The organism is Bacillus yapensis (assembly GCF_005280205.1).
GTDB lineage: Bacteria > Bacillota > Bacilli > Bacillales > Cytobacillaceae > Robertmurraya > Robertmurraya yapensis.
On record NZ_SUND01000003.1, the window covers coordinates 144,339 to 166,181 of the forward strand.

At 37.8% G+C, this 21,843-nt stretch carries 24 protein-coding genes and 1 riboswitch; of the genes, 5 read left to right on the plus strand and 19 right to left on the minus strand.

The window, feature by feature from the left end; all coding sequences use genetic code 11:
• Window positions 1-197: 197 nt before the first annotated feature.
• Window positions 198-288: riboswitch (glycine riboswitch) on the minus strand.
• Between the two features lie 287 nt (window positions 289-575).
• Both FAR12_RS05055 and FAR12_RS05060 read left to right on the plus strand, forming a co-directional pair.
• The gene (locus FAR12_RS05055; protein ID WP_126406999.1) at window positions 576-2,273 is read left to right on the plus strand and encodes a DEAD/DEAH box helicase; all 1,698 of its coding nucleotides are present in this window, start codon (window positions 576-578) and stop codon (window positions 2,271-2,273) included.
• Window positions 2,242-3,036: a YqhG family protein gene (locus FAR12_RS05060; RefSeq protein WP_126407000.1), complete on the plus strand. Its 795-nt coding sequence runs from the start codon at window positions 2,242-2,244 to the stop codon at window positions 3,034-3,036. The genes FAR12_RS05055 and FAR12_RS05060 overlap by 32 nt, the downstream gene beginning before the upstream one ends.
• 19 nt (window positions 3,037-3,055) lie before the next feature.
• On the opposite strand, the gene FAR12_RS05065 is transcribed toward FAR12_RS05060, so the two are convergent.
• From FAR12_RS05065 to comGA, 8 genes are all read right to left on the minus strand, one after another.
• Window positions 3,056-3,238: a YqzE family protein gene (locus tag FAR12_RS05065; RefSeq protein ID WP_126407002.1), complete on the minus strand. Its 183-nt coding sequence runs from the start codon at window positions 3,236-3,238 to the stop codon at window positions 3,056-3,058.
• 69 nt (window positions 3,239-3,307) lie between these two features.
• Window positions 3,308-3,682: a competence type IV pilus minor pilin ComGG gene (comGG, locus tag FAR12_RS05070; RefSeq protein ID WP_170972106.1), complete on the minus strand. Its 375-nt coding sequence runs from the start codon at window positions 3,680-3,682 to the stop codon at window positions 3,308-3,310.
• A gap of 2 nt (window positions 3,683-3,684) precedes the next feature.
• A complete protein-coding gene (comGF, locus tag FAR12_RS23315; protein WP_126407006.1) occupies window positions 3,685-4,152 on the minus strand; it encodes a competence type IV pilus minor pilin ComGF in 468 nt (155 codons plus the stop codon).
• Window positions 4,103-4,435, minus strand: coding sequence for a competence type IV pilus minor pilin ComGE (gene comGE / locus FAR12_RS05080; protein ID WP_126407008.1), 333 nt, complete (start codon window positions 4,433-4,435; stop codon window positions 4,103-4,105). Before comGE ends, comGF begins: the two co-directional genes overlap by 50 nt.
• Window positions 4,419-4,892, minus strand: coding sequence for a competence type IV pilus minor pilin ComGD (gene comGD, locus FAR12_RS05085; protein ID WP_126407420.1), 474 nt, complete (start codon window positions 4,890-4,892; stop codon window positions 4,419-4,421). Before comGD ends, comGE begins: the two co-directional genes overlap by 17 nt.
• Window positions 4,846-5,181, minus strand: coding sequence for a competence type IV pilus major pilin ComGC (gene comGC, locus FAR12_RS05090; RefSeq protein ID WP_126407422.1), 336 nt, complete (start codon window positions 5,179-5,181; stop codon window positions 4,846-4,848). The genes comGD and comGC overlap by 47 nt, the downstream gene beginning before the upstream one ends.
• A 42-nt stretch (window positions 5,182-5,223) precedes the next feature.
• Window positions 5,224-6,276 (minus strand): competence type IV pilus assembly protein ComGB, encoded by a 1,053-nt coding sequence (gene comGB, locus FAR12_RS05095; RefSeq protein ID WP_246010294.1) that lies wholly within the window; start codon window positions 6,274-6,276, stop codon window positions 5,224-5,226.
• Window positions 6,242-7,300 carry a competence type IV pilus ATPase ComGA gene (gene comGA, locus FAR12_RS05100; protein ID WP_126407012.1) on the minus strand — a complete coding sequence of 353 codons (1,059 nt, stop codon included), beginning with the start codon at window positions 7,298-7,300 and terminating at the stop codon, window positions 6,242-6,244. Before comGA ends, comGB begins: the two co-directional genes overlap by 35 nt.
• Before the next feature lie 256 nt (window positions 7,301-7,556).
• On the opposite strand from comGA, the gene FAR12_RS05105 reads away from it, so the two are divergent.
• Both FAR12_RS05105 and FAR12_RS05110 read left to right on the plus strand, forming a co-directional pair.
• Window positions 7,557-8,255, plus strand: coding sequence for a helix-turn-helix transcriptional regulator (locus FAR12_RS05105; protein ID WP_126407014.1), 699 nt, complete (start codon window positions 7,557-7,559; stop codon window positions 8,253-8,255).
• A gap of 85 nt (window positions 8,256-8,340) precedes the next feature.
• Window positions 8,341-8,583 carry a DUF2626 domain-containing protein gene (locus FAR12_RS05110; RefSeq protein ID WP_126407016.1) on the plus strand — a complete coding sequence of 81 codons (243 nt, stop codon included), beginning with the start codon at window positions 8,341-8,343 and terminating at the stop codon, window positions 8,581-8,583.
• A gap of 60 nt (window positions 8,584-8,643) precedes the next feature.
• Here the strand turns inward: FAR12_RS05110 and FAR12_RS05115 are convergent, their stop codons facing one another.
• Both FAR12_RS05115 and FAR12_RS05120 read right to left on the minus strand, forming a co-directional pair.
• Window positions 8,644-9,705, minus strand: a complete 1,062-nt coding sequence (locus tag FAR12_RS05115; protein ID WP_126407018.1) for a class I SAM-dependent methyltransferase — start codon at window positions 9,703-9,705, stop codon at window positions 8,644-8,646.
• 152 nt (window positions 9,706-9,857) lie between these two features.
• Window positions 9,858-10,490, minus strand: coding sequence for an MBL fold metallo-hydrolase (locus FAR12_RS05120; RefSeq protein ID WP_126407020.1), 633 nt, complete (start codon window positions 10,488-10,490; stop codon window positions 9,858-9,860).
• A 239-nt stretch (window positions 10,491-10,729) separates the two neighbouring features.
• Between FAR12_RS05120 and FAR12_RS05125 the strand changes: the two genes are divergently transcribed.
• Window positions 10,730-10,903, plus strand: coding sequence for a DUF2759 domain-containing protein (locus tag FAR12_RS05125; RefSeq protein WP_126407022.1), 174 nt, complete (start codon window positions 10,730-10,732; stop codon window positions 10,901-10,903).
• A gap of 29 nt (window positions 10,904-10,932) precedes the next feature.
• Here the strand turns inward: FAR12_RS05125 and FAR12_RS05130 are convergent, their stop codons facing one another.
• From FAR12_RS05130 to FAR12_RS05170, 9 genes are all read right to left on the minus strand, one after another.
• Entirely contained in the window at window positions 10,933-12,099 is a 1,167-nt protein-coding gene (locus tag FAR12_RS05130) for a YqgU-like beta propeller domain-containing protein (protein ID WP_342772285.1), read from the minus strand.
• Window positions 12,100-12,294: 195 nt separating this feature from the next.
• Entirely contained in the window at window positions 12,295-13,482 is a 1,188-nt protein-coding gene (locus FAR12_RS05135) for a M14 family metallopeptidase (RefSeq protein ID WP_126407026.1), read from the minus strand.
• Window positions 13,483-13,638: 156 nt separating this feature from the next.
• Window positions 13,639-15,528 carry an LTA synthase family protein gene (locus FAR12_RS05140; RefSeq protein WP_126407028.1) on the minus strand — a complete coding sequence of 630 codons (1,890 nt, stop codon included), beginning with the start codon at window positions 15,526-15,528 and terminating at the stop codon, window positions 13,639-13,641.
• Window positions 15,529-15,837: 309 nt separating this feature from the next.
• Window positions 15,838-16,809 (minus strand): ROK family glucokinase, encoded by a 972-nt coding sequence (locus tag FAR12_RS05145; RefSeq protein ID WP_126407030.1) that lies wholly within the window; start codon window positions 16,807-16,809, stop codon window positions 15,838-15,840.
• A 105-nt stretch (window positions 16,810-16,914) separates the two neighbouring features.
• A complete protein-coding gene (locus FAR12_RS05150; protein ID WP_126407032.1) occupies window positions 16,915-17,124 on the minus strand; it encodes a YqgQ family protein in 210 nt (69 codons plus the stop codon).
• Window positions 17,125-17,213: 89 nt separating this feature from the next.
• Complete coding sequence (locus FAR12_RS05155; protein WP_126407034.1) at window positions 17,214-18,674, minus strand: spore germination protein; 1,461 nt, start codon at window positions 18,672-18,674, stop codon at window positions 17,214-17,216.
• A gap of 120 nt (window positions 18,675-18,794) precedes the next feature.
• Window positions 18,795-20,321 carry a rhomboid family intramembrane serine protease gene (locus FAR12_RS05160; RefSeq protein WP_126407423.1) on the minus strand — a complete coding sequence of 509 codons (1,527 nt, stop codon included), beginning with the start codon at window positions 20,319-20,321 and terminating at the stop codon, window positions 18,795-18,797.
• A 280-nt stretch (window positions 20,322-20,601) separates the two neighbouring features.
• On the minus strand, window positions 20,602-20,805 hold the full coding sequence (locus tag FAR12_RS05165; protein ID WP_126407036.1) for a hypothetical protein: 204 nt from the start codon (window positions 20,803-20,805) through the stop codon (window positions 20,602-20,604).
• Between the two features lie 70 nt (window positions 20,806-20,875).
• Window positions 20,876-21,829: an L-lactate dehydrogenase gene (locus FAR12_RS05170; protein WP_126407038.1), complete on the minus strand. Its 954-nt coding sequence runs from the start codon at window positions 21,827-21,829 to the stop codon at window positions 20,876-20,878.
• Between the last annotated feature and the right edge of the window lie 14 nt (window positions 21,830-21,843).

Sequence of the window (21,843 nt, forward strand, 5' to 3'; positions counted from 1 at the left end):
GCTAAATAGCGAAGATTTTCATTTCTTAGAAAAACAAAAAGGACAGAGTACCCCCTTTTCAAAAAAAGGAAGGTCTCTGTCCTGGCACCTGAAAGTTTACCTAGCTAAATTCGACTCGCAGTTCTTACAACTGCTCACCTCCATAACTTAGGCTTTCCCCTTTGGTGGCTTCCATAAAGAAGCACTCTCCAGAGCTGCGTCAAACAAGTGTACTTTTGCCTGAGAGATTCACAATTTCTTGCTTGCTCCTTCGGCGCTACAAAATGTAGTCTCTCCCCTTGTTCTCATCCGCGATTCATAAAATTTACCAAATTGGTCATACTAACCTATACAGTAAATATATTTGTCAAACCCCTTGCTTAAAATACGAATAAAATTTAACATTAAGTTTCATTTCATTCGTACTATAACGATTGTTTTTAAAACACACTAATCATTTCATTCGTCTTTACATGTTATATTATAAAATTTTTAACTTTCAAATACATCCTACCATTTACATATTATCAGGGCAATACATTTTTATAGAGCATTTGGATGTGGTCGCTTATTTTTCACAAAAAGGAGCTGTTTTTATGGCGGTAGACATCGAGTTTGATTCCTCATGGCTAGATGGATTCTTTCAAAAAATTGAGGATGATGGACCTTGGGGAAATTGGGATCTTTATAAGCTTGCCATCGAGGTCGAAAAGCATACTGTCATTGAAGACTTTGAGGGATTACAAGCTCCCAAGCATTTACCGAACTTAACACCGCTTCCTCATCAAATCGAAGTGGCTAAGCAAGTAATAGAAAATATGAATGGGAAAGCAATTTTAGCAGATGAGGTTGGACTTGGAAAAACAATCGAAGCTGGACTCATTCTGAAAGAATATATGATTCGTGGTTTGGTTAAGAAGGTGCTAATTCTTGTACCCGCTTCCCTTGTTTCCCAATGGGCGAGTGAACTTACAAGCAAGTTTTATATTCCTGCTGTCGCCCAAAAAAAGAGCTATGTGTGGGAGCAATGCGATGTGGTCGTGTCATCTATTGACACGGCTAAGCGTAATCCTCATCGGGATATTATTTTTGGACTGGATTATGATCTCATCATTATTGATGAAGCACATAAACTCAAAAATAATAAAACAAAAAACTATGAATTTGTCCAAAGCTTAAAAAAGAAGTTTTGTTTATTGTTAACAGCCACACCCATTCAAAATCGGATTAGTGAAATCTTTAATCTTGTTTCTCTCTTAAAGCCTGGCCACCTAGGCAATGAAACGGTCTTTTACGAAAAATACAAGAGGGATTCTCGTTCCTTAAATGACGACCAGCATTTAAAAGAGCTCGTTAATAAAGTTATGATCAGAAACCGTCGTGCTGATACGGGCATCGAGTGGACGGAGCGGCATGTTGAAACCATCCCGATTCAATTTTCAGCTGGAGAGAAAGCTCTGTATGATGCGGTCTCTGAGTTACGTAGCGAAGACAATTGGATGGCGACAAGCGCATTTTCTGTCATGACCCTCCAGCGCGAAGCTTGTAGTAGTCGTGAAGCTGTATTCGTTACATTAAAGAACATGCTGAATAAGAAGGAAGATCCCAGCCCTTATTTCCAGGCACAAATCGAAAGTCTCATTGAAAAAGTTCAAGCTGTCCAAATGAATTCTAAAGCAGAAAAAGCGCTCGAATTGATTAAAAAAATAGATGATAAAGTGATTATTTTTACCGAATACAGAGCAACACAGCTATACCTACAGTGGTTTTTAAAACAGAATGGGATAACGTCTGTTCCTTTTCGTGGTGGGTTCAAACGTGGAAAGAAGGATTGGATGAGAGAGCTTTTCCAAAAGCATGCCCAAGTGTTAATTGCGACTGAAGCAGGCGGGGAAGGAATTAATCTTCAATTTTGCCACCATATTATCAATTTTGATTTACCTTGGAATCCAATGCGTCTCGAACAAAGGATTGGTCGAGTCCACCGACTTGGACAAGAGCAAGACGTTCACATTTATAACTTCGCCACTAAGGATACAGTGGAAGAGCATGTACTCAAGCTTCTTCATGAAAAAATCGCCTTGTTTGAAAAAGTCATTGGCGACCTAGACGATATTCTCACAAAGCTTGAGTTTGGTAATTTCGAAGACTATCTAGTCGATATATTCGGACATTCCACTTCTGAAGGTGAAATGAGAATTAAAATGGACAACTTAAACTCCATGATCCAACTAGCTGAAGAAATTAAGGAGAGTGAATCTAGTGCAGCAGCAGGAAATTCATCAATTTCTTGAAAACTACTTTCAAGCAAACGGATGTGAGATTGTTGAAAACGAAAAGGGCTATATGACCGTACAGCTGACGATTGAGCTCGATAAAGAATTAATGAATAGACCTTTTTACTGGCATTATTTAGAGAAAACCGGTGGCATTCCTAATCCAATGAAATTAACTTTTATCACCGATCAAAATGCCGCTCCTGAAGAAATAAAAGGAGAGGTCATTCATTTCGGTTCACCACGCCTTCACCAAATCTTTGAATCGACCAAAAATTTGGCTGGTTACATTCGCTTATATGAAAAACAATCGCTTAGTTACGGACAACAAGTTTCCTTAAGACCTTGGCTCGGAATGAACTTAAAAATCTCCTATCAATGTGACCGTAAACGTGATGTTTTTAAATCAATCGGTCTGCAGCTGATCAATGGCCAGGTCGTTGAAAACTTTCACGAAAGGCTCCTTGAACTTCAGCTCACACCCAAAATACCTGATTATTCATTTACCTTGTCTCCCCTCATCATGCCTAAGAGTGGCGTAATGAGGATCGAAAATCTGCTGCGGAATGAAATCGAGGTTGAGGACCACAATTGGGCAATGGAAGCTAGGGAGCGTTGGCAAAAAGACCTTCAATTGCTAGAGCATTTTTACGAGGAAGCAGAGGAAAAAGGAGAAAGTTACGAGAACGAAAAAAAAGCCCTCCAAGAGCAATACGAACCCAAAGTAAAGATAACAATTGTCAATGGCGGACTTTTTTATTTAACTGAAAAAGCTGTTTGAAAGGTAAGTCTATTGCCCTCTACTTACCTTTCCTTTTTAGAGTTCCCATAAAAATATATGGAAGTATTCCAAACCAACGAAACAAAAAGCTCGCCTTTTCCTCTTTTCGTTCCTGCTTCATTTTCACACGAACATCCTTTGGCTGATCGATATATTTCACAACAGTCTGTGTTAAATACTTAACATAGTCATTCGTTTTCATTAGATATACCTGCCTTCTGATAATGGTCTCTTTCAGTATGCAGTATATCCTGATACGTACTTTCTAATCCTAGTTCTTCTCCAACCACTTCGTTAGTTTTTTCAAATCTCTATTATAATAACCAATCCCCATTGCCTCTTCAGTAGTATCAAACTTAGACCGTAGGGTAATTTGCAGAAGATTAGCTCCCCCAGAAGTGATACTATAAGTCACCAAACCTTTTTCATAAGTAAAGCTTCCCGATGTTTCAGAACTACCTTCCTGCAATTGTTTTTCTACTTGCTGCAAGGATTGCAAAAAGTAATATTGATTTCTTTCAAAGTTCTCAATTTCAATAAGAGATCTTTTCTCGATAACGTATTGATTAAATTGGACAGATAGAAAGATCGTAAACAGAAGCAAAATACAGAGGGTAACTGGAAACATAAAACCTTTTTCATTCATACTCATTCCCCCTTTGTAATGAAGGAAAAAATAGTAGCCTCTTTTATCTGATTAAAGCTCGTCTCCACTACAATCGTGACCGATTGAGCATTTCTAGCAAAAGACACAGATTGTACATTCTGTAAAACAACCTCATGGCCTGTTCCATTTACTTGTTTACGAAGTATGTTTTGATACTTTTGATAGGTGCTCACGTCCTCCCCATTTATTATTCTCAACTGACCATTCACAACCTCAACACTCTCACCCGCCTGAACTTCTTTTTTCAATAGATTCACAAAAAGCTCCCACTCCATATTCTGTATCCTCGACTCAACGGAATGAGAATTAAAGATAATTTGAAATATGATTGGCAAAAACGTCGAAATAACACAAAAAATTGAGAAAGCAAACAACATTTCAAGCATGGTAAAACCATGGTCATTTAACCCTTTCGCACTTTTCTTGCGCTCGTTGAAAGGCATCTTCATAATTCACACACACCCTTTTTGGCTCCCCATCACTTTCTTTCTCCCAAGTAACTGCAAATACAAATTTCTCTCTTGTTATTGATTTGTCTTCAGCTGCACCCTCTATTACATAACTTTGAAGAACTTCGTAAACTATATGTGTTGCCTGTACCTCCTGCTGAATATCTAGTGACTGCTTACTGACATGTATATAGAGAGGAAGAAGACTAACCGTCATAACCATCCAAATGGATAATGAAAGAAGAAGTTCTACCAAGAAAAAACCTCTACAATTCCTTAACATAAAACCTTCCCCTTCCTAATTGAAAGGTCATTTGAAATTTTTCTTCCCCAATATAAATAAAAATCGAGCCAATACTGCTAATGCTTCCATTGGAATGAAAGCGGAAGTGTAGCTTTTGTGAACCTTCTGAAACGGTAATCTTGTTAGAGTACTCTCTTCTCAGCAATGTCTCCCCATTTTGCTTTGAAACATAGTAATAATGATCGGAACTAATAAAATTGACATTTACATACTTCTGATTCGTTAGTACATATTGCTGGGCATACAAGAGATCCGACTTCAATTGAGAAAAAAAGAGCTGTTCTTCGAGCTGTTGATTGTGAGGTCGTAACAAGAGGACTGAAAGAGACATGATCAGGAGGAAAATACTTAAGACAAACAAGGATTCAAGGAGGGTAAAACCGTGATTATTATTGTGCAACAGCGGTTTCTTCAGCCGGCGGAATAACACTTCCATCTGCTCCAATCGTGACCTTTTCTCCATTTGGACAAGAGGTTTGCGTTAAATACTTCTCCTCTTTAAGCTCATCAATATTCGATGGCAGCCTATTTTGATCCATTTCAAATGCCTGTACCTGCGCCTCTACCATTCGAACGAAAGCCTCACACCCTTTGGTGTTTATCGTCGAGTTGTTCTTCGTCACATTCGGTATCGTAATAATAAGCAGCACAGAAATAACGAGAAGGACAATCAGCATTTCGATTAGGGTGAATCCAGATTCTTTATTTTGTTTCAGCCATTGCAATAGTGTCGTACTTCTTTTATTTTTCACTTTAATAGCCCCTTTCTAAAATCCATCTAATAATTGAAACATTGGTAGCAATATCGCTAAATACATCGATACGATGATGATTCCAATAAAGGAATACAATATGGGTTGGATAATTTTAAAGCATTTATCGGTCTTTAGCTCGAGTGTGGACATGCAGTACTTACTATAGAAGAGAAGCTCCTGTTCAAGCTTGCCGTTTTCTTGCCCATGCTTGACGATAAAGGATAATTCCTCTTCAAAAAACTTATACCGCTTTAAAATATCTTCGAATGAATTACCAGTTGAAAGCTGCTCCTGCATTTCTTTCCCTAACTGGCGATCAAATGAATGCTTATCATGTTCCTCAAATAACTTCAGAGACTCTAAAATCGACAAGCCCCCGCCTAATAAATAGCTAAGTTGAATGGAAAAATAATGGGTTGTAAAAAGGCGATAGAACGAACCTAAGAACGGAGTCGAGGATAGAAGCGTCTTCTGTTTAATAGGAGAAAACTTTTTAAACTTAAAGAAGTAATAATTGAGGGATAGAAATAGAGTAAGTAAAGTGACACACACAATGAGAGGAAAAATATCTCCTGTAAAATAAACTACCTTCATAAATAGATTAGGTTTCAAATTCATCGATTGAAACAGGGATGTATATTGAGGCAGGAGAATTTTTTCCACAAACAAAAACAAGAAAAACGTCATGAAGATCAAAACAACAGGATAAACGAGGAGTTTTTTCAATTTTTCCGTATCGGAATTTCTTCGTAGCATCATCGCACTACCATCACGAAAAGCGTCTGATAAAGAGCCATGCTGTTCAGCAAAGTACACAAAGCCGACCAATGTTTTATGAAACCGCAAATCCAATAAAATTTTGTGTAATGGGTGACCTTCCTTTAAATCACTCAAAAATTGAGTAACTTCCTCTTGATGTGCTTTTTTCATTTGATAGGATAACGATTGAATTGCGTCAGCAAGGGGATAACCTCTTGCTAATAGCTCACCCGTTTTCTTAAGAAAATCAGCTTGCTCCTTTAACGACCATTTACGTCTTTTCATCTTCATAAACCCATCGCTCATATTCGGATTCCTTAATGTAGCCTAATGCGATGCCTTTCTTGATAACATCCTTTAACGTCTTATACGGATATGCCTCTTCATTATGCATAACACTTGTTAATGCTCTGCCCGTTAATAACTCAAATACACTAGCTCTTTTTAAGCGATGATTGGTAAAGCAATAAGGTGGGCAGATGCCTTCGCAAAAAGGACATTCTAATTCCACTAATCTTTGCGCAGCAACCGCCACAAGCGTTTGTTCCACTTCTAATTTATTGACTCCAAACTCCAATAAGCGGTAAATCGCTCCCTTTGCGTCCCGAGTATGCATGGTGCTTAAAACGAGATGCCCTGTTAAAGAAGCACGCACAGCTATCTTTGCCGTTTCGCTATCGCGTATTTCGCCGACCATAATAATGTCTGGGTCATGCCGTAAAATTGCTTTTAAGCCTGTGGCATATGTCACCCCTGCTTTTTCATTTACCTGTACCTGCAAAATGGATTCTTGCTCCTTCTCAATTGGATCTTCAAGGGTAATGACATTTCGGTCAAAAATATGGGAAACTTCGTTTAGTAAGGAATATAAAGTCGTGGATTTCCCAGATCCAGTTGGACCTGTAAGGATCACTAATCCGTGGGCATGATTAAGGAGCGCTAATAATTTTGTCGTAATCTCAGGGAAAAGGGAGATTTTATAAAAAGGAATTTGCTCTTGCTGAGGGAGGATACGGATGACGAGGCTTTCTTTTTGGTTTGCCGGCAAAGTAGATAAACGAAGTCCAACGTCAAAGCCTTTATATTGAATGGAAAAGGCTCCGCTTTGAGGACGTCTTTTTTCTCCGATATCCATGGATGCAGTAAATTTGAAATGAGAAATTAATCTGTCGCAATCTTCTTTCGGAAAATGGAATCTAGGGACCAGTCTGTTCCCCATTCTAAATTGGATGAGAGTATCTTTTTTGCGAGGAACAATGTGGATGTCTGAGGCATTATTTCGAATAGCATCTTTCACAATGCGGTCGGCTATCGCTTCAATTGATTTCAAAAATAATAACACCACCTTTTCTTATCTCTAACTGATTTATTTCGACAGATTTCCTCCTTTTCCTTCTTAGACACATAATGTTCGAAAATTGCCCACATTTTTCCTATCATAACCTGCGAATACCTTCAAAACCTAAGGATGTTCAATAATTCGCCATTTAAATGTGAACATTTTCTAAACTTATAGTGATTACAGTGTTAACCTCTATCCCCTGTATTATAATGGAATAAAATTATGCGGCCCTGAGGTGAATAATATGGAGAAGACACTAAAAATCACGAACGTACTATCTGATCCAACCCGTTACTATATTTATCAGTACATTACCAAAAGACATCAAGACGTAACCGTTCAAGAGATTGCTGATCACTTTGAGATCCATCCAAACGTAGCGAGATTACACCTAACAAAGCTAGAAGATGTCAATATGCTTATTTCTGAAACGAAGAAAACAGGTAAAGGTGGAAGACCAAGTAGACTTTATCGACTTTCCGATGATGTAATCCAATTAAACTTTCCATTCAGAGATTATCAATTGCTCTCCAAAATTGCCATTGAGACATTTATCTCTTTAGGTGACGAAGGCAAGCAAGCTTTATTTACGACTGGTAAAAAATTCGGGGCTGAATTAATCAATCAAGACATATCCAGAAATCAAAGCCAAGAGGACCTATCTTTTGAACAGAAGTTAACTATTCTAAAAAATGCTGCGACAATGGCAGGCTTTTATCCTGAATTTGAAGCAAACGACGACTATTCAAAGATTTATTTTCAAATTTTTAATTGTCCATTCAAAGAGTTGGCTCATGAGCATACAGAAACGGTATGTACGACACATTATGAATTTTTAAAAGGAATGTTTGAATCATTATTTGATAAAGTGGAATTAATCGAAAAAGAAAATATGCTTGATGGATGCAGTTCTTGTTCTTATCACGCATTAGTTGCAAAGTAGAAATTCAAACTATTATTTACTTTTTGTTGCCGTTTACTTTATAATATGAAAGTGATGGACTCGCAGGAAAAAGGAGGGAAAACATATGGATCGTATGTACAGAGTAATGGGCTTCTGGACTGGTATCTTCGCCGTGATGTTCTACCTAGGCGATATGTACACGATGTCTCTAGTTTTCTTTGGTCAAACAGGATTTTTTGTATTGCTTAGCTACTTAAAGCTAACTGAACGTATGTATATTTATGTTTTTGGAGCATATTTAACTGTCTTCTTCATAGGATTTACATACTATACAACATTCCTCATGACTCCAGGAGTGGGACATTAATAAGCACGTCAGAACTCATCTATACTTAATATAAAAAAGCGATGGAACTCCATCGCTTTTTTATATACCCTTTTTCTGAATGCACACATGGAACAGCGAGCTCATGCCTGAAGGAAGAATAAGACTTCTAATCGCACGATTTCTGCGACTCACTTCTGAAAAAGGATTCGGGTCATAATGGTCTTCTAATTCCTGTAATAGCCCAATCGATAGGAAAAACTCATCTTGCCGTTGCTTACTAACAAAGCATAAGCCTTCTTTTTCTCCTGAACGAATCAATCCATCAAAATGAATATGGCTGGTAATATCCATCTCACCAGGCTCCTGCAAAACATTATGTACCTGTTCGTGCTTGTAATAACCTCTTAAGCTTCCGTCTCGATGAATAGGCTCCATCCATTCTTCATCCGTATATCCATAATCTACGGATATCACTAATCCTCGTTCTAGCATTTGCGAAATTCGCTGAACTAGCTCTTCCATCGCTAATGGGATTTCAATTCGCTGATTTTCGGCCAGTGTTAAATTACTTTCTCTCAAAAACTGTTCAATATCGTTATTTTCCAACAATACATATTTCTCTACAAACTGATCGTTTTCAACAGATACCATGACCTCCATCATTGTTCCATTCTTCTTTTCTACGACATGAACAGGAAGTGCATCAAACAACTCATTAGAAAAGACTAGGCCTGTGAAAGGTTTCAACTCTTCAAGATTCTCAACCTGAAAGATTTGCTCGCCGATTGGAAGTATTTCTTTTTGCAACTCTCGATGATATGGACTTTCCTCGACGATAAAATATTGCAATAGCTCGCTCGTGTTTTTTGACCATTCATCAAGGAAGGCTGCAGCAAAACGACCATTTCCTGCTCCAATTTCACAAATCTTTGCTGGCAAGTCATATTCCTTCATCAACTTCAAAAACCACTTGGCCATGATTCTTCCATAAATATCGGATATATTACTTGTCGTAATAAAATCTCCGCGTCTTCCTACTTTTTCCCCTTGTTTTATATAATAGCCCCATTTTGGATGGTACAGAGCGTCGCTAATAAAAGTCGCGTACGTAATCATTTTACTAGGCTGAGACAGGATTTTCTCCTTTAAATATGCTTTCATAAGTTCTCCTTTTCTATTTTCCACTATTGACATAGTGGAAACTTTGTACTATCCTAAAAGTAGTAGCTAAAACTTATCCCCTCCCATTGAATGAATAGAACATCCCCCAGAAAAGCCCTTCTCTTTTGAGAAGGGCTTTTCTATTTGTTCCTTTAAAATCCATTCAAAAACGGATTCGAATCCATCTCATTTTCAATTGTTGTTGTCTCTCCATGACCAGATAGCACAATCGTTTCCTCTGGTAGGACTAACAATTTTTTATGAATGCTGCTGATCAAAACCTCATGATTTCCGCCAGGTAGATCCGTTCTACCGATACTTCCTTGAAATAATGCGTCACCCGCTACGACAAATCCATCATTTTTAAAATAGAAGGAGACACTACCAGGTGAATGCCCAGGAGTTTCAAATACTTCGAACGTAAAATCTCCTACTGTCATTTCACCCTCAGAAGTAATCAATTGATCCGCCTGCTTCGCTTTAATTTGTCCCATCATAAAAAATTGAGAACCATTAAGAGAAGGATCCATCAACCAATTCTTTTCATTCGTATGAATATAAACAGGGATGTTATATTTATCTCGAATATCATCTACTGCGCCAATATGATCAAAATGGGCATGAGTTAAAAGGATGGCCTGCGGCTTAAGCTTTCTTTGCTCAAGACGGTTTATCAATTTTTTACCCTCTTCGCCTGGATCAAAGATTAAGCAATTTTTCTTATAATCTGCAACTATGTAACAATTCGTTTGTAAAGGGCCTAAAGGGATTTGTTCCCAATTCATGAATGCCCACCTCCTGAAAAAGAAATACTAATTCTATATTACACAAAATGTATGCATTTTCACAATTCTAATATCTCTTGAAGCACAATGACATAGAAGTGTCATTTTTAAACCTCGACAAACATTCAGAAAAGCTTTAAAATAGTAACGAATGCAATCATTATTGATCAATCATACATACGGGTGTAATGCCTGAATGCGAAGTTAACCGATGATTATGACATAAAGGGGGCTATAAAATGGGATTAGTAATCATTTTTGCTTTAGTAACCTTATTCGCAGGATACGGTACATTTTCAGCATTAAAAAACAAAAATGTTCTTGGCATACTGTTTGGCGGAGGTTCATTTCTTGTTTTTGGATGGTTTACTGTTATGACTGTAATTAACAGCGGATACCCTGCTTTACACTAAAAAAATCATGTTAAAAAGGACTGAAACGCTCAGTCCTTTTTTTCATTTACCAGAGTTATTATTTTTTTCGATTCAATATCAATCAACTTTTCCAAATAATATCCGCTCAAACATTTTTGTCCATCTGGAGAGCAGCTTATTGGCGTGTTCTCCATTCCATCAAACAGAACCTCATTCTCTCCGCTATCCAATTGATAAGAAACTAATTGAAAGCCTTCCTGGTAAACATCTGCCTCTGTCGAATACAAAGGCTGATACGTCAAAAAGGTATTCGTTTTTTCATTATAGTCGTAATAAGGAACTAGCCAATCCGAATATCTCGAGAGATGGGGAGTTTCAAATGAAAAAATCTCATTTGTATCTTGATAAAAAGTGTAGCGAGCTTTTTTCTCATCTAGCTCATCTGCTCCGACAGCCACAGAAACATCCCCAAACGAATCAACTTGAAAAATTTCGGCTAAATAATCATTACTGGCGCCTGTTTCCAAATCAAATTTCTTGGCATCTGCATACAGTGAAGGCTCCTCGATATTCCAGTCCAAATACAGGAGCTTCTCTTTTGATAGCCAATATCCAAAAGGCTGAGGCATAGCCACTTCGGTCATGGATGATTGCATCAAATCCATTTCCCAAACGGTAAAATCCCAATCCTCTGTAAAGGATGTAATGAGGATAGATGAGTCGTCAAACGGATTCCATTCGATACTTAGTTCTGAAGAAGGAATGCTTTTTTCCATTACGGGTTCTCCATTTAATGTAAGAACAGTTAGTAAAGCTTCATTCGTAGAAGGAGCTGAATGGACGATGAAGTATTCTTTTGATGGACTTATCATAACGGACACAATCGGAGATTCACTTTCAAAGAGTAGATTATCTGATCCATTTTTAATACTATGAGAATACACATTTGCCCCAGAACTACCCTCTAATATGTATAAAACGTGCTCATTGTCTGCCCAACCACTAATGGTTTGAAATACACCATCTTTCACTTGTATAGGGGCAATTCTGTCTGTTGATATTACTTCTTCTTTCTCCTCTACACTGGTCTCTTGTTTAGGGGACGAGTCGGAAGTTTTTGTTTCATCTTTTTCATTTTCATCGTCTCTTTGACATCCTTCCAATATCAATAATAGGGTAAAAATACCTAAAAACAGAAATATTGTCATCTCTGCCGGTAATACATTTTTTTGCATTCCTCTCACTCATCCACCTCCGTCCATAAAGCATCTATACTAATAATACGACAATTTTACATAAATGTTTCAAAAATATTTCAAAAATGTCTTTTTTGTAACTTTAGATGTATATTAACAAGATTCCCTCGGAAATAAATGAACCAAGAGACCTATATTTCATCAAAAAAAGCCGCAATAACGGCTTTCTCAAATTTACATATATATTGATGCCAAGAATATCCCGAAAAATTCATCATAGATTTCATCGAATTGGGAAAGTGGCAAAGGATTGATCCCTAATCCAAGCTCTATCGTAAATCCTGGTTTGCGAAACTCTTGGATAAACCAGTCTTTATAGCCGGCATAGCTATCAATATAGCGTACAGACTGATAACCACTCACACGTTCAAATTCCTGCGCAAGAAGGATCGATTCACTTGGCTCCATCCCTTCATATCCCCAATAGAATTCCTCTCCTTGGGTGTGAATCGCAAGGAGCCTATCAAACTGTCGTACACGTGCTAAATTAGCCATAGCGATGGTCTCGGGTTCAGATAATGGAGTTTCACCAGGATAGTCACGAGGTGCCGGAGCCTTTTCCTCTTTTCTTTCCTTTTCAATCTCCCATTTAGCCGGAAACTGATTGTTCAAATCAACACCCCTGATATTAGCTTTCCAGCCTGTAAAATCTGTACTTCCTCGATTGATTCCAACAAGCTCTTCTCGCATCTCTGAAGGCGGGCCATTTAGTACTAGATCGACACCATCTGGATTTACCATTGGAACAATGGAGAGCTCCGCTGTCTCGTATAAGGGTAGAGGTGAGAATCCACGAATGGAGTTTCCATTTGTTAATGATAACAAGAAGGTATTTAGACATGCCATTAAGATAGCTGAAGTAATCCATTCATTTGCGTGAAAGGAAGCATTGAGATGGACCTTCTTTTCTCCTTTTCCTATCCGTATTTCTTGAATCGGCTTTCCTAAGACACTTTGACCGATCGTTTCAATTCGTATAAAGGGATATACCTCCATTAATGCATTCAAATCTCGGCTTAAGGTGGAAAAATCGTACTCGATTTGCCTATCCAGAACAGGCGTAATCACTCTTTGTGGCAAAATAACCGATTGACCAATGACCAATTGTGTCGGATTTTGATTTTGATTTAAGAGTAATAGGGCATCTACTGTTAAATTTCGTCTTGTTGCAAGCCGCCAAAATGTATCTCCACCTTTTACGGTGTATGTTTGCGTTGTGAAACCCGGAATATGAACTGTCCGCCCAATTATTAACTGATTTGGGTTGAGATTAGGGTTTGAATCAATGAGTAGATTAAATGGAATCTGAAATAATTGACTATAGTACCACAGGGTATCTCCCGATCGGACTCGTACTTCCATTCTCTTTGCCTCCTTACTTCCATATATCCATCCTTGCGTAAGATAGATATCGAAAACTAGGTAGAAGCCTAATACGATACATACTATGAGAAAGCATCAAAAAAATGACCATAAAGTAAACAACAAAAAACCTGCCATATAAGCAGGTATTTTCATCTAATCCTTCAAATCTAAATTCGTTATCGCTTCTCCATTTCTCATATTTTCGTAGAAACGGAGCAAATCACCATATACAATCTTGTCCGAGTATTCCAGTTCAAATTTGGCTTTTTCGAAATATGGCTCACAGCCACTGCCGTCCGTGACCTCCCCTGTTCGCTTATCATAACAAGTATCACGTGTATAAATATAATCCTTCGTGATAAAACTTCCATCTCTTAACACAGTAAATTCAAGCTTATCTTTAGTAAATAAATCAGTTCCAAAATTGATATCTCTTTTTGTATCGACACCAAGCAAATGAAGGATGGTTGGTTTCAAATCGATTTGACCTGAAACAGTGGAAATCGTCTTTCCTTTGTGCCCTGGAATATGAATAATTAAAGGGACCCGTTGAAGTTGCGTGCTGACAAATGGAGTAACCTCTTCTCCCAAGTATTCCCCCATCGCTTTATTATGGTTTTCCGAAATCCCATAATGGTCACCATATAAAATAATTACTGAGTTCTCATATAATCCTTCATCTTTAAGACTTTGAATGAATTGCTTTAAAGCCTCATCTTGATACCTTACTGTTGGAAAATAATCATTTAGTGTATTGGAATTTGATGTGTACGGTTCAATCAGCTTATCTTCCTCATTTAAATCAAACGGAAAATGATTGGTTAAAGTAATAAACTTTGCGTAATAGGGGCTCGGCATTTCTTTTAAATGCTGTATTGACTGCTGAAAGAATTCAGCATCCTTCAGACCCCATCCTACCGAGTTTTCTTCAGTAACTTCATAATCACCAAGCTCATAAAAACGCTCGTAACCAAGAGATTCATACATAATATCACGATTCCAAAAGCTCTTATTATTGGCATGAAGAGAGGCTGTATAATATCCATTATCGCTCAGAATTTTAGGGGTCGCCCTAAACTCATTGCGCGAATGTGTAAAAAATACTGCTCCTCTCCCTAGAGGATATAACGAGTTATCTACCAAAAATTCTGAATCCGAAGTCTTCCCTTGCCCGGTTTGATGATAGAAGTTATCAAAATAATAGCTTTCCTTTATAAATTCGTTCAAAAAAGGGGTAATCTCTTCCCCATTGACCGTATTATTAATGACAAAGTTTTGCGTCGACTCCATGGAAACTAAAATAATATTTTTCCCTTTAGCTGCACCAAACATCTCTTCATTCGGTTCTTTATAATTCGCCCGAATATAGTTGCCAATATCGACTAGTTCGCTTCCATCCGCTAAAGCCCTCTGAGCTGAGGATTTGGATTGAAGGAATATATCATAGATGTGATAACTGTATGTACCAATATTCTTTACAAGCATTTCTCTATCAAATGTACGAGTTAATAATTGCGGTCTCTCTGTCTCTGCCAACCCAAGATTCAAAAAGGTAACTCCAACGGCTACAAGAAAATAAATTCTTTTTCCAACCTTTCCATAATTGGGCATGGCCACAAATGTCGGTTTGAATTTTAAAATGACTAGCAACAGAAAGAAATCAAGAAAATAAACCAAATCCTTCAGGTGCATCAATTCACATGCACTGCTACCTAAGTCAGACATATTACTTGTTTGAAGTAGGACAGGCACTGTTAAAAAGTCATTAAAAAAGCGATAAAACACGACGTTCGCAAATAGAACAACTGAAATGATGAAACTCGTTATTACAACATAGCGCTTTCGGTTTTTTTCTTTTAAAAGAAGGCTAATCCCTAATACAAACATCAGAAAGCTTAAAGGATTAATAAATAGAATCAATTCTTGCTTCCAATTTTCAATATTTATTTCAAAACTAGTTTTATAGACAATATACGTTTTAAGCCAAAGAAGTACTATGGCCACTGCTGTGAATGACATGGTTGAAGGTACATATTTACGCATCTATTTCCCCCCTTGTTGCTTGGACACGCCCTATATTTTTTACATTTTTTAGTATATCTAAAAGAATCAAGGATTATCTTAATACTTTTTTTACAAAAGATCAAACCGATTTTTTGCAAAATTTTGTAATGTAAATTATTTTCCACACAAGTATAAGACGATCGAAGGAAGAAAAGGTTTCAAGTTTGTCCAATTTTGCAGTTGATTTTCAAAATCAACACTTTGGAACCATAAAAAATCCCACAGCAACGAATAACACTTAAGTGTTATTCACAAAACTGTGGGATTTGCATTTATTTAATCATCGAATTAATTTTCATTCATAACTAGACATGCAGCGCCGATGACACCTGCATCATTTCCTAGTATAGCAATCGATATTTTCGTTGAATCTTTTACACGTGAAAAAGCAAATCTGTCGAAATTGGCTTGAACCTTGTCTAAAAGAATTGCTCCTGCTTTTGAAACGCCTCCACCTAAAACAATTTTTTCAGGATTTAATGAATTACCTAGATTAGCAAGAACCAGCCCTAAGTGAAATGCTACTTCATCAATAACAGCCAAGCTAAGTGAATCCCCTTCACGGGCACAATCAAAGACGTCTTTTGCCTCTACTTTTCCTTTATTCTTGAAGACTTCCATTAACTTTCCTTGGTATTCAGGTTCACCGTTTAACTTCTGCGTAGCGAGTCGTACAATGCCAGTAGCTGAAGCGACTGTTTCCAGGCAACCTGTTTTTCCACAGTTACAAGGGGCACCACCTTCAGGAATCACAGTAATATGACCAATTTCTCCCGCTGCACCACTGATTCCTTGAACAATTTTTCCATTGGCAATAACTCCACCACCAACGCCTGTACCGAGAGTTACACAAACTAGATCCTTTGCTCCTGCTCCTGCACCTCTCCACATTTCCCCAAGAGCGGCACAATTCGCATCATTATCAATATATACCGGCAATGAAGTGACCTGTTCTAGCTTTGCCTTTAAAGGATAGTTATCTTCCCATGCTAAATTTACAACGTTGTAAATAATTCCATTGGTATAATCCACTGGGCCTGGTGCTCCCATTCCGATCCCTAGAAGATTCGCTTTCGATTGACCAAGCTCTTGTAATTTTTGCTCAATCGCTTCTCCAATATTAATCGTAATATATTTTCCATCTTCACGATTATCAGTTGGGATTTCCCATTTGTGTAGTATGTCTCCAGTTGTATTTAAAAAAGCGATTTTCGTTGTTGTTCCCCCAAGATCTACTCCTACTACCCATTTCTCTGTCATAGTGATTCTCCTCTATCTATTTACAATTTTTAGATTTATCTACTTCATACTGGCTTCCTAAGTAAGCGCTTTTAATTAATTATAGAGCTTGATTCAAATGTACAGTCAGCTCTTCTCTTTCTTATCCTTCAACATTTGAATTTCATGTCTTAATATCAGAATTGCTGTCTGAAATTCTTTAGTTTCGATAAGCTGAGCCTTGTATAAATCTTTTAATTCTTCTTCCATTAGCTCGAGCGTTGCAACTCGATCTCCAATATAAATAATCGTTCCAAAACTTTTAAGAAATTGTTGTATATCATATATGCTTTTCATACAAGACCTCATTATGTTTAAATTATTCCTTCATCGACTCAAGTATAATTCAAAATTCTGAGGTACTCAACAAAATTCACTAGAAAACTCTAGCGATCTGGGTCCTTCGGATGTAAAAATCTCGGTCTTCGACTTTTCAGAGGAATCGGGGCACGAAATAATACATCAACCATTGCTCGAAAATTAAACGGAATAAACGGCCACAGATAAGGCACTCCAAAAGACTGCATTCGGACAAGCAAAATAATAATTAAGGTTATCCCAATGACGAGTCCATATTCGTGAAAAGCCGCTGTTAAAAGGAGTAAAACTATTCGCACAAGTCGATTGGCTAGACTCATTTCATAGCTAGGCGTTGCAAATGTACCAAGGGCAGCAATCGACAAGTACAAAATAACCTCGTTCGTCAATAACCCCACTTCCACCGCTACTTGGCCAATCATAAGAGCAGCGATTAATCCCAGTGCGGTTGCTAAGGCGGAAGGGGTATGAATAGCAGCCATCCTCAGCATATCTATGCCGATTTCTACGAATAGAAATTGGAGCAATAAGGGAATTCTTCCGTCCTCATTGGGACCTAAAAATGACATATTATCTGGTAGTAAGCTTGGGTCCATCACAAATAAATACCATAAAGGCAATAGAAAAATCGATGCCCAAACAGCCACGAAACGAACAAAACGTAAATAGGAACCAATAACAGGTTTGTTCCGATACTCCTCCGCATGTTGCATGTGATGCCAATACGTGACGGGAGTAATAATCGCACTTGGTGAGCCGTCAACTAGAATGCAGACATGTCCCTCATAAAGGTGACTAGCAGCTGTATCGGGCCGCTCCGTGTATCGCACAACAGGAAATGGGTTCCAATGACGTCCAGATATATATTCCTCGATCGTTTTTTCAGCCATTGGTACGCCATCCGTATCAATGGCTGAGATGGCGTCTTTTATTTCCTCTACCATTTTTGGTTCAGCAATATCTTCAATATAACTAATGACAATGTCTGTTTTCGACCGTCTCCCCACTTGCATATATTCCATTCGTAGTGTGCGGTCTCTTATTCGTCGTCTCGTCAATGCTGTATTAAAAACAAGTGTTTCAACAAATCCATCCCTTGAACCACGGACAACTCGCTCCGTATCCGGTTCTTCGGGTCCTCTAGCTGGATAAGTACGGGCATCAATCATGATGACCTTATCGATTCCATCGACTACTAAGGCCGTTGGACCAGCTAGCACCATGTCAGCGACTTTTTCCAAATCATCCACCGTCTCAACTTCCACGTAAGGAATATCTGTTTTCAAAAGCCTATGAAGTACGTCAGGCTCTAATTCTTCTGGCTTCAATTTGGCAAGGAATTTCATTAACAAATGCATAATGTCGTCCTTCACAAAGCCATCAATAAAGTAAAAAGCCATTTTTCTTTCCGCATATTCTACATCTAATTGAAGCACGTCAAAGCTTTTTCCTACCCCTAATGCTTCCTTCAAGTAATCTACGTTTTCTTCTATGTGTTCGTGTACAGGCTTTTTTATTTTTTCCTCCATAGTCCACCTCAAATGATATTTCCTAGATTCCTCATCATCTTAGACATTCGCCAAAAAAATAATACTTACCGATCGAAAAAGAGATGGCTCGTCTTAATTAGACAAAACCATCTCTACTCATTAAAATTGGTTTAGCAAATCAACATAATTTTTATTAGTTGGCTCAATTTCCACTGCCTTTTCAGCATGGAGCTTGGCATTTTCGTAATCCTGTAGTTCCAGATAAACAAGGGCCAAATTATAATGAGCCTCATGGAATTTTGGATCTAATTCAAGAACCTTCAATAATGTTTTTTCCGCTTCATCCAAATGGTTTAATTTGATTTCAGTATAGGATAAAAGAAAATAAATCTCTTCTGATGCCTCTTCCTCTTGGGTGAACTCAGCTAATAAATCATATGCCTTTTCATATTCCTCACCTTCAATATACCCTTGAGCCGTTTCCCATACACCTACTTCACCGATCACTTTTGTCGGATGGGTAAAGCCATATTGTAATAATCCGATTGATAGAAGTAAAGTTACGATTAAAGCCCCACTCTGCATAAGTAATTTTTTCTTTTTTGGAAAATGGACTATTCCTGCAGCTAAAAATCCACCAATCAACCCGCCAATATGTCCGGCATTGTCGACATTAGAAACGGTAAATCCAAAAGCGAGATTGATCGCTAACACCATAAAAAGATTTAATCCCATTGTTCGAAGAAATAGTTTTGGATATATTAATCCGAAATAAAGAAGCGCTCCAAAACATCCAAATATTGCACCACTCGCTCCAGCCGATAAATTAGGACTAAAGATAAAGCTAGCAACAGAACCTCCGAAGCCTGCGATCAAATAAATGAAAAGAAACCTTAGTCTGCCAAAAATTCTTTCAACGGTAGTCCCGATATAATACAGTCCAATCGTATTCATCACTAAATGGAGGAATCCAATATGCAAAAAGATCGGCGTCAAAAACCGCCACCACTCACCTTCAAGTATAAGCGGATTAACCTTCGCTCCAAATTGGATAAGCGTGTTTGTTGTTGTACTTCCCCCGAATAGTTCTAGCAGGAGAAACATTACTACTTGTATAGCTATAAAAATGTATGTAAAAAAAGGTTTACCTTGATCAAATAACGCTCTTTCTTTTTTGACCTTATTAACCGCCAATGCTAATGTATCGCTTTTTAGGCTCTCAATGACTTCTTCCTGAACTTCTCCATAGTCTCGAAAATTAATATTAGCACCAAAAAATTTAGCTAAATGCTCAATTTTTTCATGAGTCTGAGCCCGCTCAATGAGCATGGAAGTAACAATCGTTTTTTTACGAGTTGGCTCAACAAACGGCTTATTAATTCGAAACTCATAATCATCTACTGGTGGATTTGAAGTAACGTAGATGTTGAGAAGATTTAGTTCACCACGTGTCATTTGCTTGCGAATATTCTCTCCGTTTAAAACTGTTCTTTCAATATCCTTTTGTAACCAATTGCTCCAATCAATATTATGATTAAGCAACCGTATGACTTGCGCATCTTTGTTTTCCCGTTTTTCTAGCCATAATTCCTTCTGATCTTGCGATAACGTAATATATCGATAATCCAGTTCGGAAATGAAAAAGTTAGCTAACTTCCAAAAAACATAGTCCTCAGTATTCAACATTTCCCCTACTTTCATTTCTCCAAATAAAACTTGTCTCTATGATTATATACAACTTTATTCGATTAGAAAAAAGTTAGCTTATTAAAATCAACACTTTTTATAGAATAAGCTGTTTCCAGGCAACCACATTCCGTGGGACGTCCTTGAAGCGGTCATAAGGACATGATTCAATCCACCGGACAAACGACTTCATCTATCTTCATAAAACAAAAACCAACATCAAAAGATCACATGATCGACCTTTTGATGTTGGCTTATTTAAAAATTACTATGAAGATTATTAATAATGACTTTGACTCCTCGGTCCGCCTGAGAAAACAGCCTTCATCAACTTATTTTGCACGAATGGAAGGCTCAAAAAAGAAGAAACAAAGAATCTCCGTAGGAATCGCATTCCTAAAATAGCATTTAAAACTCGAAAGCGATTTTGAAGAATCCAATAGCCTCCTAACGCAAGAAGAATAATCGAAAGTAAACGACTCATTTTTCATCCCTCCTATATAACCATAGTTTGAGATGATTTCCATTTTTTATCCGAAAAAAATGACAACCGTTTAATCTTTCTTCAACACAGGCTCCATTGTACTCTTTAATACATTCACCGAGTGATTGAACTTCGCTTTTTCATCTTCATCAAGCTTCAACTCAACTACTTCTCGTATTCCTTTTCGATTAACGACAGCAGGTACACCAATAAAGACGTCTTCATGGCCATATTCTCCATTTAAGTAAGCAGAAACCGTTAAAACAGCGTTCTCATTTTGTAGAATTGCCTTCGTAAGTCTTACTAACCCCATCGCGATTCCATAATAGGTTGCACCTTTTCGTTCGATGATTTGATATGCTGCATCACGGACATTTAAAAACAATTGGTCTAAGTCTTCTTGCTTATATTGGTCATTTTGTTCGAGCCATTCAGAGACAGTTATCCCCGCTACATCTGCACGACTCCATACAGGAAGCTCTGTATCCCCATGCTCACCAATAATATAAGCATGGACATTGCGCGTATCAATATCAAAATATTCACCAAGTAAGAATCTAAATCGAGCTGTATCTAAAATAGTCCCTGAACCGATAACACGTTCTTTCGGAAAGCCTGAAAACTTCCATACAGCATAAGTTAAAATATCAACTGGGTTGGTGGCTACAAGAAATATCCCCTCAAACCCGCTTGCGACAATCTCATCGACAATTCCTTTGAAAATCCGAGTGTTTTTCTCTACAAGATCTAGTCTCGTTTCCCCTGGTTTCTGATTAGCCCCTGCACAAATAACAACCAAATCAGCATCCTTGCAATCTGAATAATCACCGAACCATATTTTTGTTGGTGAAGGAGCAAATGTAATACCATGATTTAAATCCATTGCATCCCCTTCAGATTTTTCTTTATTTAAATCCACTAGGACTAGCTCTTCGGTTACTCCTTGATTTAATAACGCAAAAGCATAGCTTGAACCGACAGCACCAGTCCCCACTAATACCACCCGATTGACACGATCACTCATCGAATCTCCTCCTT